This window comes from Klebsiella sp. WOUb02, from assembly GCF_050058015.1.
Classification (GTDB): Bacteria; Pseudomonadota; Gammaproteobacteria; order Enterobacterales; family Enterobacteriaceae; genus Klebsiella.
Genome location: NZ_CP170110.1, coordinates 4,078,467 through 4,095,525 on the forward strand (window position 1 = coordinate 4,078,467; position 17,059 = coordinate 4,095,525).

Consider the following 17,059-nt stretch of genomic DNA (forward strand, 5'->3'; position numbering starts at 1 on the left):
AGATTCAGCCTACTGCATTTTCATTTAATGAAAAAGGCTTACAGAATATGAAATCTCAGTTTTTGCCAGTACTTCCGTGGATGGGTGGCAAACGTCGCCTGGCCAAACACATTCTTCCGTTATTTCCGTCACACACCTGCTACGTGGAACCGTTCTGCGGTGCAGCTGCACTGTATTTCATGAAAGAACCCAGCAAAGTCGAAGTCATCAATGACATTCACGGCGAGCTGATCAATCTCTACCGGGTGATCAAACATCACCTCGATGAGTTTGTCCGGCAGTTTAGGTGGGCGCTGGTCAGTCGCCAGATATACCGCTGGATGAAGGATACCCCGGAAGAAACACTGACCGATATTCAACGGGCCGCTCGTTTTTTCTACCTGCAGAAACAGGCTTTTGGTGGCAAGGTGGCCAATCATACCTTTGGTACGACAACGACCAGTGCACCACGCCTTAATCTGCTGCGCATCGAAGAAGAACTTTCACTGGCTCACCTGCGGCTATCCAGTACCACGATAGAGCATCTGGACTGGGCTACCTGCATTAAACGGTACGATCGACCCCATACGCTTTTTTACTGTGATCCGCCGTACCTGAAAACTGAGGGGTATGGCGTTGATTTTGGGCTGGAGGAATACGTGCGCATGGCAGAACTGGCACGAACCATCAGCGGGAAAATGGTTATTTCTGTGAACGATATTGAGGAAATGAGGGAAACCTTTGCCGGGTTACGGATTCAGACTGTCGATATCCGCTACAACCTGCAGACAACAGGTAAGGCTGAACTCAAGCGAGAACTGGTTATCTGCAATTTCTGATTAGTATTACTAAAAGGCCACCATACAGAAGTGGTGGCCTATGAATTTCAGGCGGTCTCATAACCGAAACAGCTGCACCATTGGCAACCTGAAACAGGTTAAAATATATGAAACTCGCTTATCTCCCCAGAATCATTATTCACAACACAACGAACACTGTGCAAATCCATCTCATGTGGTGTTGATGTCGGTACAAAGAACTCATTATCACCATACCACTCAAGAATTGAATCACGACCAACGGATTCAGCCTCAACCACTGGTACAGCACCTTTAATGTCTAGTGAGGAGAGTATCTTATCTTTGCAAAGTTCAAAGGGAGTCTTCCAGTTAACACCAGAATATGTGGGTTTACGCTCATTGGTGATACAGAGTTTGTTCCAGTATTGTTCTTCAAAAATCGTCTGCGGGTGACTTGTTTTGTTCGAATCTTTTGTTGCACGACGAGATTTGTCGTCGTCACCTTCAACAATGAAACTCAAAGGAGTAAAAGTTGATTTTTGAGGCCCAGTGAACACCTTGACAACAAACCGTTTTTCACCAGTGTAAGCGCCAAAGAGGTTCTTGCCACTCACGAAACCACAGATATTTTCAACATAAGGATCAGCAGAATCAGTAACTGCCTGAACGTCACGAAACTTTGCCGAGTCTGGGTCTCGCATTTGTTGCGCCACGTAATTAGTTCCGGCTTTTTGAGCATTGTCACAACCGAAGAGAATCAAGGTCGAAACAAAAATTAAAAGAAGGAGAAAACATCTATTCCCCATAAAAAAAACATACTGGATTCGAACGTTATCCATGATCCATGTCCTTAACTCAAAGACTAGCCAGATCTTTTCATGAGACCTATCTGTTGCGCAACTTCAGCGGCAGTAGCCTCAATGATTTTTTTGCCTGCTTCATCGGTATTCTCGTAATTATCAAGCAGAGCCGACTGACGTTTAGTTAGTGAAGATGCTGTCGTAACTGCTGGTAGAGAAGCATTCCTAATCCCTGTAACTATGTACAAAACATCTACCCCCAGCCCAGACAGTGCAGATAACTGCACTGCATTCGGCGATGTCCTTCCCTTTTCCCAATCAATCAACGTTCTTTTTGCTATTTCAATAGCATCAGCCAACCCTTGCTGCGTAAGGGCTAGCCGCTCTCTTTCTTCTTTTATACGCAAACCGATCATGTGAGTTTTTCTGCACTTTAAAATTGACTGGTGAGATTTTCTGCACCATAATCTAACACACATAAGGCAAACATCATTGCATCAATAAAGGGGACAACGATGACTGCAGAACAAGTCAAATCACTCTTTCGCCAAAGGGGGGTTACTTTCACCCAGTGGGCTGAAGAGCATGGCTACTCCCGGAACGAGGTTTACCGGGTTCTCAACGGCCAGACAAAAGCCAACTACGGTAAATCGCACGAGATCGCCGTCAAGCTGGGCCTCAAACCCGGCAACGTTGCAGCCTGAAATGCTTGCAATAAGTGTAACAGTGTTTCGCATATAAAAAAGAGGTATGTGACATGACCAAAGCAATCACATCCACATCCGGTGGCCGTATCCTGCGGGTTCTCAAAGCGCTGAAAGGTTCTTCGCTCAGTGGTCGTTCCAACAGCGAGCTGGCGAAAGCACTAGATGAGTCTCCGGCCAACATAAACCGCGCCCTCAATACCCTTATTGAAGAAGGATTGGCCCAGAAATTGGATAACGGGCGTTTTGCCCTAAGCGTCCAGGTTCTGCAGATCGCTGTTGCTCACAGTAATGAAATTGCCCGCGCTCAGGGGCGCATTGATGAACTGAACCAGCGCGTTATTGCCGGTAGTCGGTAATTAAGGAAAAACAACAATGGCACGCACCAAATCACAACCTGCTCAACTAATACCGGACGTAACGTTAAATCCAGAACTGGAAGCAACCCAGAACCTGATGGCCACGGTCAGCAGCCAGATGAATGGCGAGCGAGACCTTGTTAATCAACTTTTGGGGCAAGCTCAGACTGGCTGGCGCATTCGAAGATTTTTCCCGCACGGTGCGGATCTCAAAACTGGCATTTGTCAAAGAAAACAAGCTATATCGCCAAATTGAGGGCATGAAACTCCGCACCTGTGCGGAGAAATTATCTGGGACCTGGGAAGAATTCTGCAACCTTCTTGGGCGATCTGTTGATCAGATTGATCGCGATATTGCAAACCTACGCTCCTTCGGTGAAGAAGCTCTGGAATCCATGTCCCGCATGGGCATCGGTTACCGGGAGTTGCGCCAGTTCCGTCGCCTGCCGGAAGACCAGAAAAGCGCCCTGATTGAGGTGGCCAAAGAAGGCGACAAAAACGCGCTGCTGGACCTGGCTGAAGAGATGATCGCCAAACATGCCCGCGAGAAAGAAGAGCTGAAAACCGACCTCGAAATCAGTCGCCAGATGCTGGCCGAGAAAAAAGAAGAGCTCGGCACGATGCGCAATGAAAAAGAAGAGCTTAAATCCCGGCTGGTTCGCCGCTCCGCCACTGAAACACCTGATGAAGAAGGCGTAGCGCTTGAGACCGAGGTCACTGGCTTTAAAAGCGGGGTTCTCAGCGCATTCTTTGACCTTAAAAGCGGCTTCAACGCGCTGACCGAGCATACCGAACGTACCGGCATCAACCATACCGGCATGATGGCAGGTCTTCTCGATGACCTTCAGGCGCAGTTTGAAGAGCTGCGTCAGGAATTCAGCCTGCCGGAAGCCCGCGAGACCAGCGTGATACCGGACTGGGTAAAAGAAGCACAGCAAGAGGATGAAAATAATGGATAAAACTACCGCTGTTATTGATTCACCAGAGGCGCTGGGCGCGGCCCTGTGCCGCCATGTACCCGATATGGCCAACGGCTTCACCATCACCACCAGGGACAGCCAGCTGCACTGACTGTAACCGCCGAAGATACCAGGCCTTTCATGGCGGCGATGGAACGTCTGCTGAAGGGAAAAATTCGCCAGATCCAGCGTGGGCATCAGGAGCGCGTTCTGGGTGAAAGGTGGGCCCAGATTGAAGCAAACAACCGGATGTTTGCCGAGCAGGTCAAAAGCAATGGCAAGAACCTGGTGTTTACTTCCTCTACTTCAGAACAACACCGTCAGAAACTGACTGCTGCCGAGATTGCTCAGAAATACAGCCAGCCTCATACAGCTTACCAGTTGTCGGCCATGCAGAAGCGTGATTATGCGACCCGGCATATGAGCCTGGAAGAACTGAATACAATTCTGGATTACGCCGTTGAACAAGGTATGCCGGAACAGATGCTGTCACCGTTCCGGAATGGCGTTAAAACCCGGGAGCAGGCCCGCAAGCTTGAGCTTTCCTACTATGCATGGGTCGCATTAGAAAACATCAGGGCTTTTCATCGTCAGAGGTCCCGCAGGGACGATCAGAAAGAGACGTCCGAAGTATCGGGTCAAGATGCCGGGTCCCCCGGCTGTAATCAGCAAGGTCCCGTACAGCCCGAAGCAGGTGGTCAGGAGCCGAATGATTCTCCATCCCCATCAGACAAACGTCCAGATACCCGGCAAAGTCCAGGTGATCAAACGAACTCTCTTTGATGATGAGGTACTGAACGATGAGATCAAACGTATACCCCCACGGTGCCGGTGAATATCCGTTAAGTGATGCTTCGGCATCCCCGGCAAGTTTCCTGACGTCAGTTGCGAGGGACGTTAACTCCCCGGCAATGTCAGCAGGTGCATCCTGGTCTCGTTCTATTTCTCTGGCAACGGCCCGGGCGTCAACAGCGCCCGTTTTATGCAGGGCCTCAACGAGTTTTCTGAAGGCAAAACCCAGGGCTTCGGTACTTTCTGTCATAAAAACATCCTCATTTTTTATGGGGGCAGAATGAATCCAGTACTGACTCAACGTCTTGTTGCCATCGCCGAAGCGGCCAGCGCTGCCGGGCATGGCAAAAAAGAAGCAGTGTATCAGGCCGCCTGCGAGGAATTGTGTATGTCACGTGCAACATTGCTCAAAAAACTGAATGCCGTCCGCCTGCAGAAGCCGAGAAAACAGCGCTCAGACGCCGGTGATTCCGCGCTGACCCGCGATGAGGCGATGACCATTTCCGGCACCCTGATGGAAACCATCCGCGGGACGGGCAAGCGTACCCTGAGCGTGGAAAAAGCCATCAACAGCCTGCGTGATAACGGTCTGATCGTCAGCGGCAGGCTTGATGAGTCCACCGGTGAGATTGTGCCGCTGTCGGCCAGCGCTATTATTCGTGCCCTGCGCCAGTATCGCCTGCACCCTGACCAGCTGCGGGCCCCGGCTCCGGCGGTGCAGCTGGCCAGCCGCCACCCAAACCACGTCTGGCAGCTGGATGCGTCCATCTGCGTGCTGTATTACCTCAAAAACCCGGCCAAAGGGATTAAAGGTGATACCGGGCTGCGCATCATGGACGAAAAGGAGTTCAACAAGAACAAACCCGCCAACGTGGCCAAAGTCGTCAATGACCGCGTCTGGTCTTTTGAAGGGACCGACCACACCACCGGGTGGATCTACCTGGAGTACCGGTTCGGTGGCGAAACCACCGAGAACTTCACCTCGGTGCTCATCAATATGATGCAGGAACGCGGCGGCGCGGACATATTACACGGGGTGCCGAAGGTGCTGTTCACCGACCCCGGCGCAGCCCTGAAGTCTCCTACGATGGGCAACCTGTGCCAGGCGCTGGGTATCAGGCTGATTGCGCACAAAGCCCGCAACGCCCGGGCCACCGGCTCGGTGGAAAAGGCCCGTGACATTCTCGAACGGGATTTTGAACACGGCCTGCGCTTCTGCCGGGTGGAGAGCATTGACGAGCTGAACCGCCTGGCGCGTCTGTGGCGGATGAAGTTCAACCGCACGGCCATTCACAGCCGTTACGGTATGGCCCGCACGGATAAATGGTTGCTGATCACCGAAGAACAGCTGGTCAAGGCCCCCTCTGTTGAGGTCTGCCGGGAAGCAGCGGTGTCAGCGCCGGTCAGCTGCAAGGTGGACAGCTTTGTCCGGGTACGTTTCCGGGGGCGGCAGTATGACGTTTCCGCTGTGCCGGGTGTCTGTGTGAATGACCGCGTGATGGTTGCCCGTAACCTCTACCGTGACGATCAGGCTCAGGTGGTGATGACCGGCGAGGATGGTCTGAAATCGTTCTTCCTGGTTGACGAGGTGCAGAAAGACGAACACGGCTTTGCTGTTGATGCCCCGGTTATCGGTGAGAGCTTTAAACCGCTGCCCCAGACCGTCGCCCAGCAGCATCTTGATGAAGTTGAGCAGCACGTTTTCGGCACCGCCAGCAAGGAAGAGACAGAGGCCGCGAGAAAAGGCAAATCCCTGCCGTTCGGGGGACGTTTCAACCCGTATCTCGATATTGAACGCGACGATCACCCGACCTATCTGCCAAAACGCGGCCAGGAAAGTCAGGTGCGTGGCCCGCGCATCGAGCAGCGCCCGTTATCTCATGTTGAGGCAGCTAAATTGCTGCGTGAGCGCCTGACTGCGGCTGGCCATAACTGGTTCCCGGAACACTACGCGCAGCTGGTCAGTCGCTTTCCTGAAGGCGTTCCCGCCGAAGATATTGACGCCATCGTGCAGGAGCTGGCCGGGAACAAAGCGCCGCGACTCAGCATCGTTAACGGCCATTAACCGGAGGCACCCATGCTGGTACTGAAAGACCTGATGAAGCAGCACGGTATCGAACAGACAGAAGTTGCTGCAACTGCAGCTGTTTCGCAGCCCGCCGTTTCACAGCTGATTAACCACGGCATCTGGCCGAAGCGTCGCCCTGAAGAAGTGCGGCAAAAAATAATGAATTTTCTGGCATCACGCGGGCTCGGACAGGACTTGTCCCGGGCGTTTGATGAGGTACTGGCGGCGGAATCCGCCAGTACCTCCGTCCCGCAACAGGCAAATAACGAAGAGGACGAGAATATGTTACTGGCAAAACAGGTATTAAATCCAGTCACCAAAAAGCAATTCGGTATTTTCCGTGACCCGTTTGCAGATGACGCGATGCAGAGTTCGGAGGATGTGTTTACCACGCCGGATATCCGCTACGTCCGCGAGGCGCTGTATCAGACGGCCCGGCACGGTGGTTTTATGGCGGTTATCGGCGAATCCGGGGCGGGGAAAAGCACGCTGCGCCGCGACCTGATCGAACGTATCCACCGCGAGAATACGCCGGTCATCGTCATTGAGCCCTACATCATTGCGATGGAGGACAATGACAATAAAGGCAAGACCCTGAAAGCGGCCAGCATCGCCGAGGCGATCATCAGCACCATCGCACCGCTGGAAGGCGTCAAACGCAGCCAGGAAGCCCGTTTTCGCCAGTTACACCGTGTACTGAAGGACTCCAGTAACGCCGGTTACAGCCACGTTCTGGTGATTGAAGAGGCTCACTCACTGCCGCTGCCCACGCTGAAGCACCTGAAGCGCTTCTTTGAGCTGGAACATGGCTTTAAAAAACTGCTGTCCATCGTGCTGATTGGCCAGCCTGAACTCGCGATGAAGCTGTCAGAACGTAACCAGGAGGTGCGCGAGGTTGTACAGCGCTGCGAGGTCGTCGAGTTGCTGCCGCTGGATACGGAGCTGGAGCGGTTCCTGGAGTTCAAATTTAAGCGGGCTGGTAAATCCGTCTCGGATGTTCTTGATAACAGTGCCGTCGACGCGATTCGCGCACGCCTCAGCAACAATATTGGCGGTCGCCGGGGGGTTGTAAGCCTGTTATACCCTCTGGCCATCAGCAATCTGATTATTGCCGCCATGAATATGGCCGCGCAGCTCGGCGTTCCTGTCGTTAACGCTGATGTTATTAAGGGGGTTTAAGTGAAAACAGTCCCGAATATTAATCAACAGCTGGCCAATGTGATGACAGCCATTGCCGCACTCAACGCCATGAATACACCGGTTGCCTGCATCATGATTTATTCAGGAAAGCCGGTTATTCGCGTCTCCCGTGACAGTCCGTGCGTCAGTCAATTCCGGGAGCTGGAGTCCGGTTATATGATGACCGGTATTGACCATCAGGGGCGATTTCGGCAGGGAGAAATTGAGTTGTATGGCTGCAGGGTAATCTGGTCAGAATCGTTACTTCACTGAAGGAATAATATCATGGCAATAAAGATAGAGATTTATATCGCACTGACACCAGAAGGATTTATTTATTGCAAAATGTCGGGCGCAAATACAAAAGATGCGAGTGAAAGTGAGCTGGCGACGCTTGAGTCATTAAAGCCCGTTGTAAATGAATCTGTTCTCAACAAACTGAAACAGAGCGGATATCGGGTTGCAGCTGATTATCTGCAGCCTTCCGGCAAATCACATTAAATACTGAGGTCATATTATGACGACGATTAATCAAGACGAATATATGAAAGACCGTAAAGGTCGCCTGGTTCCGATAAGCCAGATTTCTGATTACGATCTGGCGATGGACAGCTTTGTCCGGGAACAGGTTGCTGCGGCGAAGGCCAAGAATGCCGACCTGAGTGAATTTAAAGACCGTGCTTTTAATGAATGCTATGCCTGGCTTGACCTTGTGGCAGAGAAATTCGGCAGAACGCGAGGTGGTGCCAAGGGCAATGTGACATTCCCCACTTTTGACGGTAGTCAGCAAATTACTATCCGTGTACAGGAAACACTGACGTTCGGACCGGAGTTGCAGATAGCCAAGGAGCTGTTTGATGAGTGTGTTACCGACTGGTCGAAAGGCGCTAATGCCAACCTGCAGGCGATTGTCACCGATGCCTTCCAGGTTGATAAAGAGGGACAGCTAAATACCGGGCGTATTCTCTCCCTGCGAAGGGTAAAAATTCAGGATGAGCGCTGGATTAAGGCAATGGATGCAATATCGGAATCGCTGCAGGTGGCCATGTCCAAAACCTATATTAATTTCCGGGAGAAAGATAAGTCCGGGAAGCTGGTTAATATACCGTTAGATATCGCTGCTATTTAATTTATTTTTCCATTTCTTTTTAATCCGGCGTCAGTGCCGTGGGATTCTGCACGCCGGATTTAGCAATAGGACTATTTATGCTGACATTAGCCGGTTTTATTTTACTGGTATCAGCCTGCGGAACAGATGCCTGTGACGCACTGCCTGTTACTGAAGATATCTATCTGAATAAGCAGTCCTGCGAGCTGGTCGCAGACGTCATTCATGAGATCTCACCGGGCGCATTATTGATTTGTGGGGAAGTCTGGCGGGAGGAAGAATAAATGTCTCTGTTATGCAAACGTTGCGACAACCCAGTCGATGATCTGGATTTTGAGCAAGCGACCATTATGGAAAGTTTTGATGGTACGTGGTGTATCGACCTGATTCTGAAATGCCCTCACTGCGGACTTTCCTATAACGCTTTTGTCCCCACAGCTGAATTACAACCTCTGACTGGTGATGAAAATGACAAATGAAACTGAAAAGTACCTGGCCAAAATCAAAAAGCTCCTGAATCTGGCCCGTCGCAGTTCGAATTCTCATGAAGCGGCCAATGCGCTCAATCAGGCGCAGGCATTGATGCGTAAGCACAAGCTGAGCCAGAATGATATCGATCTGATGGATATCACCAGCAAGGCCAGTAAAGGTGCGCCATCCCATGCACAAAGCATCCCCCGTTATATGACGTTTCTGGGCCAGTTAATTTGCCGTGCTATGGGTGTTAACTGCTATTACTCTTTTCGCCGCAACTATATGAACGGCCAGAAGCAAAACACCGTCATTTTTTATGGTCCGGATGAGCGCCCGGAAATTGCCGCTTATGCCTTTGATGTGCTTTCTCGCCAGATGGTCAAAGCCCGCCGTACCTTTATTAGCTCTCTGCGTAAGAATATCAAGCCGTCCACTAAAACAGCCCGCGCAGACCAGTTCTGTGAAGGGTGGGCTGAAGGCGCGTATCAGGCGATAGAGCCATTTATAGTGACTGAAACCGAAAAAACATTGATGGCGAATTTTCTGGCGAAGATGAAGAAAGAGCAGGAATTATCCGATCTTAAACCCCGTGAAGCTAAAAAATGCCGGGGTGATCAGGATGCAGCGGAAGCGGGGTTTAACGAGGGATTAAAAGCGCGTTTAAATCACGGCGTATCCGGTAAAGATTCTGCCCTTTCTCTGGAGTACAAGTCATGAAGCTAACTGTCGGAAATATTCTTTTACTGTGCGTACTGGGCTGCGTTGTCATCTGGGTTGCTGTCGGGTTTATCGGTTATTACACCGTTATCGCTGCCCTGGATTATTTTAATAAACCGTAAGAGGCTTACATATATGAATAAAAAACTTATAGCTGAAGCCTCCCGTTTTCAGTCCTCCCAAGAGCGTAAGGGGTTCTGGTGGTTAATTCTGGGAACTGTATTTGCTGCTTTAACCGGCTTCTTCATTTTTAATTTACTTTGATGGAGATAAAATGATTATCGGCGCACTGATTTTAACCATTATCGGCCTTTTACTCGCCATCATGGCTGGGTATTTGTCGGCAGATAATCTAAGCCCTGTACCAGTCATGCTGGGTGTCATCGGTTCATTTATTGTTATTGCAGCACTTGCCCTGGCTCATGGTCCGGGCAAGGTCAATACCCCGGATTCGCCCCTTGTTACTCAGGAGGCAGGTAAATGACCCGTTCCCAACTGATTAAAATCATCCATGTGGCAAAGCGTGAACTGTGCATGGATGAAGATACTTACCGCCAGTTGCTGAATACCTACGCTGGCGTCGAATCCACGCGTGAAATGAATCTCGGGCAACTGAACCAGATCCTCGATGCGATGAAGAAAATCGGGTTTAAGGTCCGGACTCAGAAGAAAGAAAAGCTCACAGCCACCGACGACCAGTCGAAGAAAATCCGGGCTCTGTGGCTGGAAATGGCTGACGAAGGTTTTATTCGCGACCGCACCGAGCGGGCAATCAACGTCTACGTGCATCGCATAACGGGCGTCAGCCGCATAGACTGGCTCAATACATCGGCAGCAAGCCGTGTGATTGAGACACTGAAGCAGTGGCAGACACGCGAACGCAAGGCTCTGGAAGAACCGCAGGGCGCAAAGTGATTTCTGGAGGTCACCATGACAACACCAATGGAGCATAAGCGGCATAAACTGCTGTCTGAAGTTGCCGACCACGTTACTGAGACCGGCGTTGATTACGGTTTATCATCCGAACAGGCTGAACAATTGGGGCTGGCTGTGGCAGATTTTCTGGCATCTCACTTTGGCGGGCAAAACTTCACCTTTCCTCGTGACTACGCATATAAGCTGTCTCTGCGTGATATGCAGATTTATGAAGAGTTTCGGGGGAATAACTGGGCTGAGTTAAGTACGAAATACGGCATTACTGAACGGGGGCTACGGAAGCTGATTCACCGTGTACACAAACAAGTGATGGCACACCGTCAACCACAGTTGTTTTCCTTTGGTGATAACGAGTAAAATTATGGGCAGATGAATAAATTTCTCTGCCCGATTTCTTTTTCACTGTATGTAATGGTTTTACAGTAACCATCCCAATAAATCCCCGGGATAGCCACAGAATCCCACAATTATCTCGCTTATCCCTGTTCATTTATCTCACTTCTAATCACGCTGCAGCGAATGACCACTACGCGCAAATCGCTGGCGCAGCGCACGGCAATATTGGCCGCACCGCGCTGAAGGACCATCGGTTCGCCCGGCAGGGTGCGGGTTCCCTCAGGGAAAATTAAAATGGTATCGCCCTGCTGCAGCCGCTGCCGGCTGGCGGGCAGTAGCGCATCGGCCTGATCGTTAATTAAATAGTCCGCCGCTCGGATCACGCCGCTGACGAACGGGTTTTTCAGGAGGGCGCTTTTTACCAGACAGTCGGTTTCGGGCATGATCGAAGCCAGCATCACGTAGTCGATCAGGCTTGGATGGTTAGCCACCACCAGGCATCCGCGCTCCTGGCGCAGGAGATCGTCGCCCACGATCCTGTAATCCAGCACCCCGACGGCTTTGACCACCGTTAAGAAGAGGCGAAAGCTGGCCGAGATGCTGCGTCGCGCCAGGCGACGGCGGCGAGATTTATCTCGGATCGCCACCAGCAACAGGTTAAACCAGACCACGGACAACAGCAGCCCGCCCAGGCCGAACAGCGCGAAGCAGACGCCGGTCATCAGCCCGCGCCAGGCGCGGTTAATGCGTGACAGAAGGCCGTTCATGAGCGGCTCCACTGCCACTGCAGGCGCTCGCCGGCGAGGGCAAAGGCCGGACTCTCCTGCAGATAGTGGCGTAAAAACTGCAGGCTCTGCGGTAGCTCCGCCTCTTCACCCGGCGCGGCGCGCTGCGTCGAGCAGCGCCACTCTTCGCCTGCTTCGATAACCAGCGCGAGCGCGTAGGGCCAGGTCGGCATCGCGGGGGGAAGATACGGGTGATAAAACTCCGGGAGATGACCGTCGAAATCGACCATCAGCACGCGCTGATAACCCGCCTGTAGCAGGCACATCGCTTCGCACAACCCCTGCTGGAAGGTATCCCGCCCGGCGGAGAGCGAAGAGGAGACGACCGGCCTTTGGGCAGCAATGGTCAGGTTACCGACCGCTGAATTGTGTACGGAGAGCGCGAAGTCGGTAGGGGAGAGCGCCTGCTCCGTCGCCAGCGCGTGCAGGATGCGGTAGTTGCGTTCAAGCTCGCCGTGGCGGCTGGTGTACAGCACGGCATCGATGGGATGGCGGCGCAGCATCGCCAGCCCGCACTCAACGGCCAGCCTGCTGCCGGAGCTGAGTCGTCTGGCGGTCATCATTGGCAATTCGCTGAGCTTTGCCTGAGGCGCCGCCGGATCGATGGCGTGCGAAAGCCGTGACCACTGCTGCCACTGCGTCGTTTCGCTAAGTCCTGGGGCTCTGCCCTGCCAGTCAATTATGTTTAGTGCAAATTTCATCAACGCGAGTCCGCGGTAAATCGGTGATTCCGGTAGCGATTTTAACGCGACCTTGTTATTTTTCTGCTGGCCTGCCAATACAGTATGACCGGCGCCAGGTTATCGGGCAGCGCCGCTGCCCGCATTATTTGCCGATCGATTTCGCGTATTTTCGATATTTTCGCGCATCAGTGCAATTTATTGTGACAAATCTAAGAGCATGAGCCGAATATTTTCATCGTTCTGCCCGCGGGCCGACGCGCATTGTCTGCGGTGCCAACCACATATCGTACAGGGCGGTTCGCGAATACATAGGATAATGCCGAATCAAATGGCGGCCCGGCATATCCCGCGCGCCTTCAGGCGATTGCCGGCTGGCGTTAGCGGGATGATGCAGATATAGCGCCGGGCGCTATATTCCTCTTTAGGGGTAAGAAAACGACCTGTTCCTAATCATTTCGTGCCGGAGCGCGGGGAGCGAACGCTTACAGGGCGCTTCCCGCCGCCAAATTAACCTGGATGTCTTTATCCAAATTATGTACCCAGCGGTTATAGTTTTTATGGATTTCACCGCCGGAGGCCATCAGGTTGAGGCTGCTGACGTAATGAATGGAATAACCGGTTGCGGAATAGTTAATTTGCACTTCAGCGACGTGATCGCGCGCCTGCTGGCGGGCTTTGATAATACCCGGCGCCGTTTCCGACATTATCCACTGGCGCTGTATGCCGGCTCTGAGAATAGCGTTTTTTACCTGAGCATCGGTATGACCTGCGCTGACCGTCGTCTGAATTTGTTCGATGGGCGCCGTACGGGCGCAGCCTGCCAATGTCCCGATAACGGCAATAGCCGCCAGCCACTTAACAACCTTTTTCATGAACGCTTCCTGTCGAATTATGGGTTATATGATGAGATGCCCAATGCTAAGAATAATTAATATCAGTCTCACCGGGCCGGAATTATGTCCCAGGTAAATATCTCGCGCGTTTCCGTTTTGACGTCGGGCGAGAAGGGTTTTCATCATAAAGCATAGAGCGCGAGGTCACCAGCGGTAATGAGTAATGATGATGGATTTCAGACGGTTAAAATTTCCTTTGAGAGCCTAAAGTTCACAAAAATTATACAATCATCGCTATTTTTCACCATCAAATTAATCAGTCGGCTTATTCAGTTATATCATTCACATCGTTTAATAATAAGCAAACTATTACCCGGCTATATAATGGGGGCATTATATCCTGGCGCTCAGAACGCAGGGGAGTTCAGCTTTATTCCCCTGACTGCGTGACGGAAAGCGTAAATCAATATTCTGTTCTGGTAGCTGCTTTTCAATGGATGACATGGTAATAGTGAAAAACTGAGTGGTATAAATCTGGTGAGCCCAATGCCCGAACCCGTTGCCGAAACGGCGCTTAGCGGATTCCGCCTCAATCTGCGGATTGTCTCGGTGGTTATTTTTAATTTTGCCAGCTACCTGACGATCGGCCTGCCGTTGGCGGTACTGCCTGGCTATGTCCATGAGGTGATGGGGTTTAGCGCTTTCTGGGCCGGGCTGGCGATCAGCCTGCAATACTTCGCGACTCTCCTGAGCCGCCCTCATGCCGGACGCTACGCCGATCTGCTGGGGCCGAAAAAAATTGTGGTGTTTGGTCTATGCGGCTGCCTGCTTAGCGGGTTGTGTTACCTGCTCGCTGCGGGCGCAAGCGGCTGGCCGATTTTAAGCCTGGCGCTACTGTGCCTTGGCCGCGTAATCCTTGGTATTGGTCAAAGCTTCGCCGGCACCGGTTCGACGTTATGGGGCGTTGGGGTTGTCGGATCGCTGCATATCGGCCGGGTCATTTCGTGGAATGGTATCGTCACCTACGGGGCAATGGCGATGGGTGCGCCGCTCGGCGTACTGTGCTTCTCCTTTGGTGGGCTTTATGGGCTGGCGCTGACCATTATGCTGGTGGCGCTGACCGCTATTCTTTGCGCGCTGCCGCGGACCCCGGTCAAGGCAATGAAAGGCAAAGCGATGTCGTTTCGTGCGGTGCTGAGCCGGGTCTGGCCGTACGGAATGGCCTTGGCGCTGGCTTCCGCAGGCTTTGGCGTGATCGCCACCTTTATTACCCTGTTTTATGACGCCAAAGGCTGGGACGGCGCGGCTTTTGCGCTGACGCTGTTCAGCTGCGCGTTTGTCGGTACGCGGCTGCTTTTCCCCAACGGTATTCATCGCCTCGGCGGGCTGAACGTGGCGATGCTGTGCTTTGGCGTTGAGCTTATTGGGCTGCTGCTGGTCGGGGTAGCGGAGACGCCGCTGATGGCTAAAGCGGGAACCTTCCTTACCGGCGCCGGCTTTTCGCTGGTATTTCCGGCACTTGGCGTGGTGGCGGTTAAGGCAGTACCGCAACAAAATCAGGGCTCGGCGCTGGCGACCTATACGGTGTTTATGGATCTCTCGTTGGGGCTTACCGGACCGTTAGCCGGACTGCTGATGACGTGGGCGGGGATATCGACAATTTATCTGGCCGCGGCGGGGTTGGTGGTGATAGCCCTACTGCTGGGATGGCGGTTAAAAAAAATGGCCCCCGGCGGCGACACCGGAGGCCATAACGTCTGACCGCGAATTACTGAATGGTCAGGGTATTGATGATGTTTTCCGCCGCAGTTTGCGCCTGCTGCTGGTTGTCTGCCGGCAGAGTGATCTGCAGGGTCAGCAATTTATCATCCACCTTGCCGAGAAGAACCGAAGACCAGGCGGTCTGTCCTTTGGCGGAGATGATGCTGTCCAGCTGCTGCAGGGGGTGGCCCTTGATCTCAATCGATTTATTGGTCACGACCTGCAGCTGCGGATCGCGGCTGCGCTGCTGCTCTTCCAGACGCTGAGCCAGTACGGCTAAATCTTCATTGGTGCTGTCGCCGACAATCACGATCACCGCTTTCTGACCCGTTACGTCAGAATAGACGTGCATGTTGTTGGCCTGAGTACCGAGCTTACCGCTCTGGTCGGTCATCCCCGCGGGCAGGGAGAAGCTCAGCTTGCCGTCCAGCAGGCTCACGGTTTGCCCGCTGGCGTTGCTTTCAGCCGCAGCCCCTTCGGTTGGCGCTTTTGAATCGCTGTTATCACAGGCCGCAAGACCCATAACCAGCAGGCCAATACCGACATATTTAACCAAATTGCGCATTGACATCTTCCTTTCGATAAACGGCCATTAACGGCTCATGCGCTTATCTTATCACATCAGTCTGCGAGTACTCTTAACCTGGCTGCATTGCGGACAAATCAGATTTATCTGCCATTTTTTTCAGCAGCATATTCAACAACATGCCGTACATTGGCAGGAAGAATACGATGCTAATCAGTACCTTGAAACAGTAGTCGACGGTGGCGATTTCTCCCCAGTGGGCCGCCATAAAGGGGTCCGGGCTGCGCCAGAAGGCGATAAAGAAAAAGGCCAGGGTGTCGCTGACGTTGCCAAACAGCGTGGAGGCGGTGGGCGCCAGCCACCAGCGGCGATTTTGCCGCAGGCGGTTAAAGACGTGGACGTCGAGGATCTGCCCCAGCGCATAGGCCATAAAGCTGGCGACCGCGATACGCGCTACGAACAGGTTGAAGTGCGTGAGCGCGGCAAAGCCCTGCCATTCGCCCATATAAAACAGGGCGGAGACGCCGTAGGAGATCAGCAGCGCCGGGACCATCACCGCGAGGATAATGCGTCGCGCCAGCGGCGCGCCAAAAATGCGTACCGTCAGATCGGTGGCGAGGAAAATAAACGGAAAGCTGAACGCCCCCCAGGTGGTATGGAAACCAAAAATGGAGATCGGTAGCTGCACCAGATAGTTGCTGGAGGTAATCACCAGTAAATGGAATAGCGATAGCCAGACCAGCGCTTTTTTACGCTGTACGGTAGTAAAGGGATTCATATTGTGACCTTTTTATGCCCGTTATCCTTCAGGCTGCAGAGGCGTCGCCGCTTGTCTACAACACGAATGAGTGAGGGACTGAAATTTGGGGTGAGGGAACCCAATTAAAAACGGCTGCATGATACTGCGTTGCGGACGTAATGCAACGGTTGTTTTTCGCGCAAACGTTAACCTGGCTTGCGTCGCGTGCGGGGGGCGGTAAACTAGGGCCGTTTTGTTGACGTGAGATGATAATGAGCGAACTTTTTTCCACTCCTGACCACACTTTGGATGCCCAGGGGCTACGCTGCCCGGAGCCGGTAATGATGGTGCGCAAGACCGTGCGCACGATGCCGGTTGGCGAGACGCTGCTGATTATCGCCGACGATCCGGCGACAACCCGCGATATTCCCGGCTTTTGCCGCTTTATGGAGCATGAGCTGGTTGCTCAGGAGATTAGCGCCCTGCCGTACCGCTATCTGATTCGTAAAAACCACTGAGCT

Annotated in this window: 24 protein-coding genes and 2 pseudogenes; 19 read left to right on the forward strand and 7 right to left on the reverse strand. The window is 52.6% G+C overall.

The window, feature by feature from the left end; all coding sequences use genetic code 11:
* The first annotated feature begins 47 nt into the window (after positions 1–47).
* Positions 48–818, forward strand: coding sequence for a DNA adenine methylase (locus ABOC21_RS26805; RefSeq protein WP_426813890.1), 771 nt, complete (start codon positions 48–50; stop codon positions 816–818).
* A 98-nt stretch (positions 819–916) separates the two neighbouring features.
* Here the strand turns inward: ABOC21_RS26805 and ABOC21_RS26810 are convergent, their stop codons facing one another.
* Positions 917–1,618: a hypothetical protein gene (locus tag ABOC21_RS26810; RefSeq protein ID WP_426813891.1), complete on the reverse strand. Its 702-nt coding sequence runs from the start codon at positions 1,616–1,618 to the stop codon at positions 917–919.
* A 23-nt stretch (positions 1,619–1,641) separates the two neighbouring features.
* Complete coding sequence (locus ABOC21_RS26815) at positions 1,642–1,995, reverse strand: helix-turn-helix domain-containing protein (protein ID WP_426813892.1); 354 nt, start codon at positions 1,993–1,995, stop codon at positions 1,642–1,644.
* 99 nt (positions 1,996–2,094) lie between these two features.
* Here ABOC21_RS26815 and ABOC21_RS26820 point away from each other — a divergent pair, with 99 nt between their 5' ends.
* The 16 genes from ABOC21_RS26820 (at position 2,095) to ABOC21_RS26895 (ending at position 11,232) form a co-directional block, all read left to right on the forward strand.
* Positions 2,095–2,283: a DNA-binding protein gene (locus ABOC21_RS26820; protein ID WP_152215465.1), complete on the forward strand. Its 189-nt coding sequence runs from the start codon at positions 2,095–2,097 to the stop codon at positions 2,281–2,283.
* Between the two features lie 53 nt (positions 2,284–2,336).
* Positions 2,337–2,642, forward strand: coding sequence for a helix-turn-helix domain-containing protein (locus ABOC21_RS26825; RefSeq protein ID WP_064144158.1), 306 nt, complete (start codon positions 2,337–2,339; stop codon positions 2,640–2,642).
* A 122-nt stretch (positions 2,643–2,764) separates the two neighbouring features.
* Positions 2,765–3,601, forward strand: coding sequence for a hypothetical protein (locus ABOC21_RS26830; protein ID WP_426813893.1), 837 nt, complete (start codon positions 2,765–2,767; stop codon positions 3,599–3,601).
* Positions 3,602–3,742: 141 nt separating this feature from the next.
* Positions 3,743–4,384: a hypothetical protein gene (locus tag ABOC21_RS26835; RefSeq protein ID WP_426813894.1), complete on the forward strand. Its 642-nt coding sequence runs from the start codon at positions 3,743–3,745 to the stop codon at positions 4,382–4,384.
* Between the two features lie 289 nt (positions 4,385–4,673).
* Positions 4,674–6,458: an integrase gene (locus ABOC21_RS26840; RefSeq protein WP_426813895.1), complete on the forward strand. Its 1,785-nt coding sequence runs from the start codon at positions 4,674–4,676 to the stop codon at positions 6,456–6,458.
* Positions 6,459–6,470: 12 nt separating this feature from the next.
* Entirely contained in the window at positions 6,471–7,640 is a 1,170-nt protein-coding gene (locus ABOC21_RS26845) for an ExeA family protein (RefSeq protein WP_426813896.1), read from the forward strand.
* Positions 7,641–7,913, forward strand: coding sequence for a hypothetical protein (locus ABOC21_RS26850; protein WP_426813897.1), 273 nt, complete (start codon positions 7,641–7,643; stop codon positions 7,911–7,913).
* A gap of 12 nt (positions 7,914–7,925) precedes the next feature.
* Positions 7,926–8,141 (forward strand): hypothetical protein, encoded by a 216-nt coding sequence (locus ABOC21_RS26855; protein ID WP_016808602.1) that lies wholly within the window; start codon positions 7,926–7,928, stop codon positions 8,139–8,141.
* Positions 8,142–8,157: 16 nt separating this feature from the next.
* Complete coding sequence (locus ABOC21_RS26860; RefSeq protein ID WP_151467621.1) at positions 8,158–8,769, forward strand: DUF3164 family protein; 612 nt, start codon at positions 8,158–8,160, stop codon at positions 8,767–8,769.
* A 77-nt stretch (positions 8,770–8,846) separates the two neighbouring features.
* On the forward strand, positions 8,847–9,032 hold the full coding sequence (locus ABOC21_RS26865; RefSeq protein ID WP_426813898.1) for a hypothetical protein: 186 nt from the start codon (positions 8,847–8,849) through the stop codon (positions 9,030–9,032).
* Positions 9,033–9,227 carry a hypothetical protein gene (locus tag ABOC21_RS26870; protein WP_032742822.1) on the forward strand — a complete coding sequence of 65 codons (195 nt, stop codon included), beginning with the start codon at positions 9,033–9,035 and terminating at the stop codon, positions 9,225–9,227. It abuts the gene before it with no gap.
* Entirely contained in the window at positions 9,217–9,939 is a 723-nt protein-coding gene (locus ABOC21_RS26875; RefSeq protein ID WP_426813899.1) for a DUF2786 domain-containing protein, read from the forward strand. The genes ABOC21_RS26870 and ABOC21_RS26875 overlap by 11 nt, the downstream gene beginning before the upstream one ends.
* A 135-nt stretch (positions 9,940–10,074) precedes the next feature.
* On the forward strand, positions 10,075–10,203 hold the full coding sequence (locus ABOC21_RS26880; protein WP_267498872.1) for a hypothetical protein: 129 nt from the start codon (positions 10,075–10,077) through the stop codon (positions 10,201–10,203).
* A 10-nt stretch (positions 10,204–10,213) separates the two neighbouring features.
* Positions 10,214–10,423: a hypothetical protein gene (locus tag ABOC21_RS26885; RefSeq protein WP_169516475.1), complete on the forward strand. Its 210-nt coding sequence runs from the start codon at positions 10,214–10,216 to the stop codon at positions 10,421–10,423.
* Positions 10,420–10,854, forward strand: a complete 435-nt coding sequence (locus tag ABOC21_RS26890) for a gp16 family protein (protein WP_426813900.1) — start codon at positions 10,420–10,422, stop codon at positions 10,852–10,854. Before ABOC21_RS26885 ends, ABOC21_RS26890 begins: the two co-directional genes overlap by 4 nt.
* Positions 10,855–10,869: 15 nt before the next feature.
* Positions 10,870–11,232, forward strand: a complete 363-nt coding sequence (locus tag ABOC21_RS26895) for a Mor transcription activator family protein (protein WP_025712890.1) — start codon at positions 10,870–10,872, stop codon at positions 11,230–11,232.
* A gap of 152 nt (positions 11,233–11,384) precedes the next feature.
* Here the strand turns inward: ABOC21_RS26895 and ABOC21_RS26900 are convergent.
* From ABOC21_RS26900 to ABOC21_RS26910, 3 genes and pseudogenes are all read right to left on the reverse strand, one after another.
* Positions 11,385–11,978 (reverse strand): annotated as a pseudogene (locus ABOC21_RS26900) (lysophospholipid acyltransferase family protein); the annotation flags it as partial.
* Complete coding sequence (locus ABOC21_RS26905; protein ID WP_426813901.1) at positions 11,975–12,697, reverse strand: beta-ketoacyl synthase chain length factor; 723 nt, start codon at positions 12,695–12,697, stop codon at positions 11,975–11,977. The pseudogene ABOC21_RS26900 and the gene ABOC21_RS26905, both read right to left, overlap by 4 nt.
* 464 nt (positions 12,698–13,161) lie before the next feature.
* Positions 13,162–13,551, reverse strand: a complete 390-nt coding sequence (locus tag ABOC21_RS26910) for a lipoprotein (RefSeq protein WP_426813902.1) — start codon at positions 13,549–13,551, stop codon at positions 13,162–13,164.
* A gap of 507 nt (positions 13,552–14,058) precedes the next feature.
* Between ABOC21_RS26910 and ABOC21_RS26915 the strand changes: the two are divergent.
* Positions 14,059–15,262: pseudogene (locus tag ABOC21_RS26915) on the forward strand (MFS transporter); the annotation flags it as partial.
* A gap of 18 nt (positions 15,263–15,280) precedes the next feature.
* On the opposite strand, the gene ABOC21_RS26920 reads toward ABOC21_RS26915, so the two are convergent.
* Entirely contained in the window at positions 15,281–15,838 is a 558-nt protein-coding gene (locus tag ABOC21_RS26920) for a DcrB family lipoprotein (RefSeq protein WP_426813903.1), read from the reverse strand.
* 73 nt (positions 15,839–15,911) lie between these two features.
* A complete protein-coding gene (locus ABOC21_RS26925; RefSeq protein WP_426813904.1) occupies positions 15,912–16,577 on the reverse strand; it encodes a 7-cyano-7-deazaguanine/7-aminomethyl-7-deazaguanine transporter in 666 nt (221 codons plus the stop codon).
* Between the two features lie 233 nt (positions 16,578–16,810).
* Between ABOC21_RS26925 and tusA the strand changes: the two genes are divergently transcribed.
* Complete coding sequence (gene tusA / locus ABOC21_RS26930) at positions 16,811–17,056, forward strand: sulfurtransferase TusA (RefSeq protein ID WP_426813905.1); 246 nt, start codon at positions 16,811–16,813, stop codon at positions 17,054–17,056.
* Positions 17,057–17,059 lie beyond the last annotated feature (3 nt).

What these genes read in the sequence shown, in the direction of transcription:
- ABOC21_RS26890 (WP_426813900.1), top strand. Translation starts at nt 10,420, where the DNA reads ATGACCCGTTCCCAACTGATTAAAATCATCCATGTGGCAAAGCGTGAA.
- ABOC21_RS26895 (WP_025712890.1), top strand. Translation starts at nt 10,870, where the DNA reads ATGACAACACCAATGGAGCATAAGCGGCATAAACTGCTGTCTGAAGTT.
- ABOC21_RS26820 (WP_152215465.1), top strand. Translation starts at nt 2,095, where the DNA reads ATGACTGCAGAACAAGTCAAATCACTCTTTCGCCAAAGGGGGGTTACT.
- ABOC21_RS26835 (WP_426813894.1), top strand. Translation starts at nt 3,743, where the DNA reads ATGGCGGCGATGGAACGTCTGCTGAAGGGAAAAATTCGCCAGATCCAG.
- ABOC21_RS26810 (WP_426813891.1), bottom strand. Translation starts at nt 1,618, where the DNA reads ATGGATAACGTTCGAATCCAGTATGTTTTTTTTATGGGGAATAGATGT.
- ABOC21_RS26825 (WP_064144158.1), top strand. Translation starts at nt 2,337, where the DNA reads ATGACCAAAGCAATCACATCCACATCCGGTGGCCGTATCCTGCGGGTT.
- ABOC21_RS26875 (WP_426813899.1), top strand. Translation starts at nt 9,217, where the DNA reads ATGACAAATGAAACTGAAAAGTACCTGGCCAAAATCAAAAAGCTCCTG.
- ABOC21_RS26815 (WP_426813892.1), bottom strand. Translation starts at nt 1,995, where the DNA reads ATGATCGGTTTGCGTATAAAAGAAGAAAGAGAGCGGCTAGCCCTTACG.
- ABOC21_RS26830 (WP_426813893.1), top strand. Translation starts at nt 2,765, where the DNA reads ATGGCGAGCGAGACCTTGTTAATCAACTTTTGGGGCAAGCTCAGACTG.
- ABOC21_RS26805 (WP_426813890.1), top strand. Translation starts at nt 48, where the DNA reads ATGAAATCTCAGTTTTTGCCAGTACTTCCGTGGATGGGTGGCAAACGT.
- ABOC21_RS26885 (WP_169516475.1), top strand. Translation starts at nt 10,214, where the DNA reads ATGATTATCGGCGCACTGATTTTAACCATTATCGGCCTTTTACTCGCC.
- ABOC21_RS26860 (WP_151467621.1), top strand. Translation starts at nt 8,158, where the DNA reads ATGACGACGATTAATCAAGACGAATATATGAAAGACCGTAAAGGTCGC.
- ABOC21_RS26925 (WP_426813904.1), bottom strand. Translation starts at nt 16,577, where the DNA reads ATGAATCCCTTTACTACCGTACAGCGTAAAAAAGCGCTGGTCTGGCTA.
- ABOC21_RS26870 (WP_032742822.1), top strand. Translation starts at nt 9,033, where the DNA reads ATGTCTCTGTTATGCAAACGTTGCGACAACCCAGTCGATGATCTGGAT.
- ABOC21_RS26920 (WP_426813903.1), bottom strand. Translation starts at nt 15,838, where the DNA reads ATGCGCAATTTGGTTAAATATGTCGGTATTGGCCTGCTGGTTATGGGT.
- ABOC21_RS26865 (WP_426813898.1), top strand. Translation starts at nt 8,847, where the DNA reads ATGCTGACATTAGCCGGTTTTATTTTACTGGTATCAGCCTGCGGAACA.
- ABOC21_RS26905 (WP_426813901.1), bottom strand. Translation starts at nt 12,697, where the DNA reads ATGAAATTTGCACTAAACATAATTGACTGGCAGGGCAGAGCCCCAGGA.
- ABOC21_RS26855 (WP_016808602.1), top strand. Translation starts at nt 7,926, where the DNA reads ATGGCAATAAAGATAGAGATTTATATCGCACTGACACCAGAAGGATTT.
- ABOC21_RS26840 (WP_426813895.1), top strand. Translation starts at nt 4,674, where the DNA reads ATGAATCCAGTACTGACTCAACGTCTTGTTGCCATCGCCGAAGCGGCC.
- tusA (WP_426813905.1), top strand. Translation starts at nt 16,811, where the DNA reads ATGAGCGAACTTTTTTCCACTCCTGACCACACTTTGGATGCCCAGGGG.
- ABOC21_RS26880 (WP_267498872.1), top strand. Translation starts at nt 10,075, where the DNA reads ATGAATAAAAAACTTATAGCTGAAGCCTCCCGTTTTCAGTCCTCCCAA.
- ABOC21_RS26910 (WP_426813902.1), bottom strand. Translation starts at nt 13,551, where the DNA reads ATGAAAAAGGTTGTTAAGTGGCTGGCGGCTATTGCCGTTATCGGGACA.
- ABOC21_RS26845 (WP_426813896.1), top strand. Translation starts at nt 6,471, where the DNA reads ATGCTGGTACTGAAAGACCTGATGAAGCAGCACGGTATCGAACAGACA.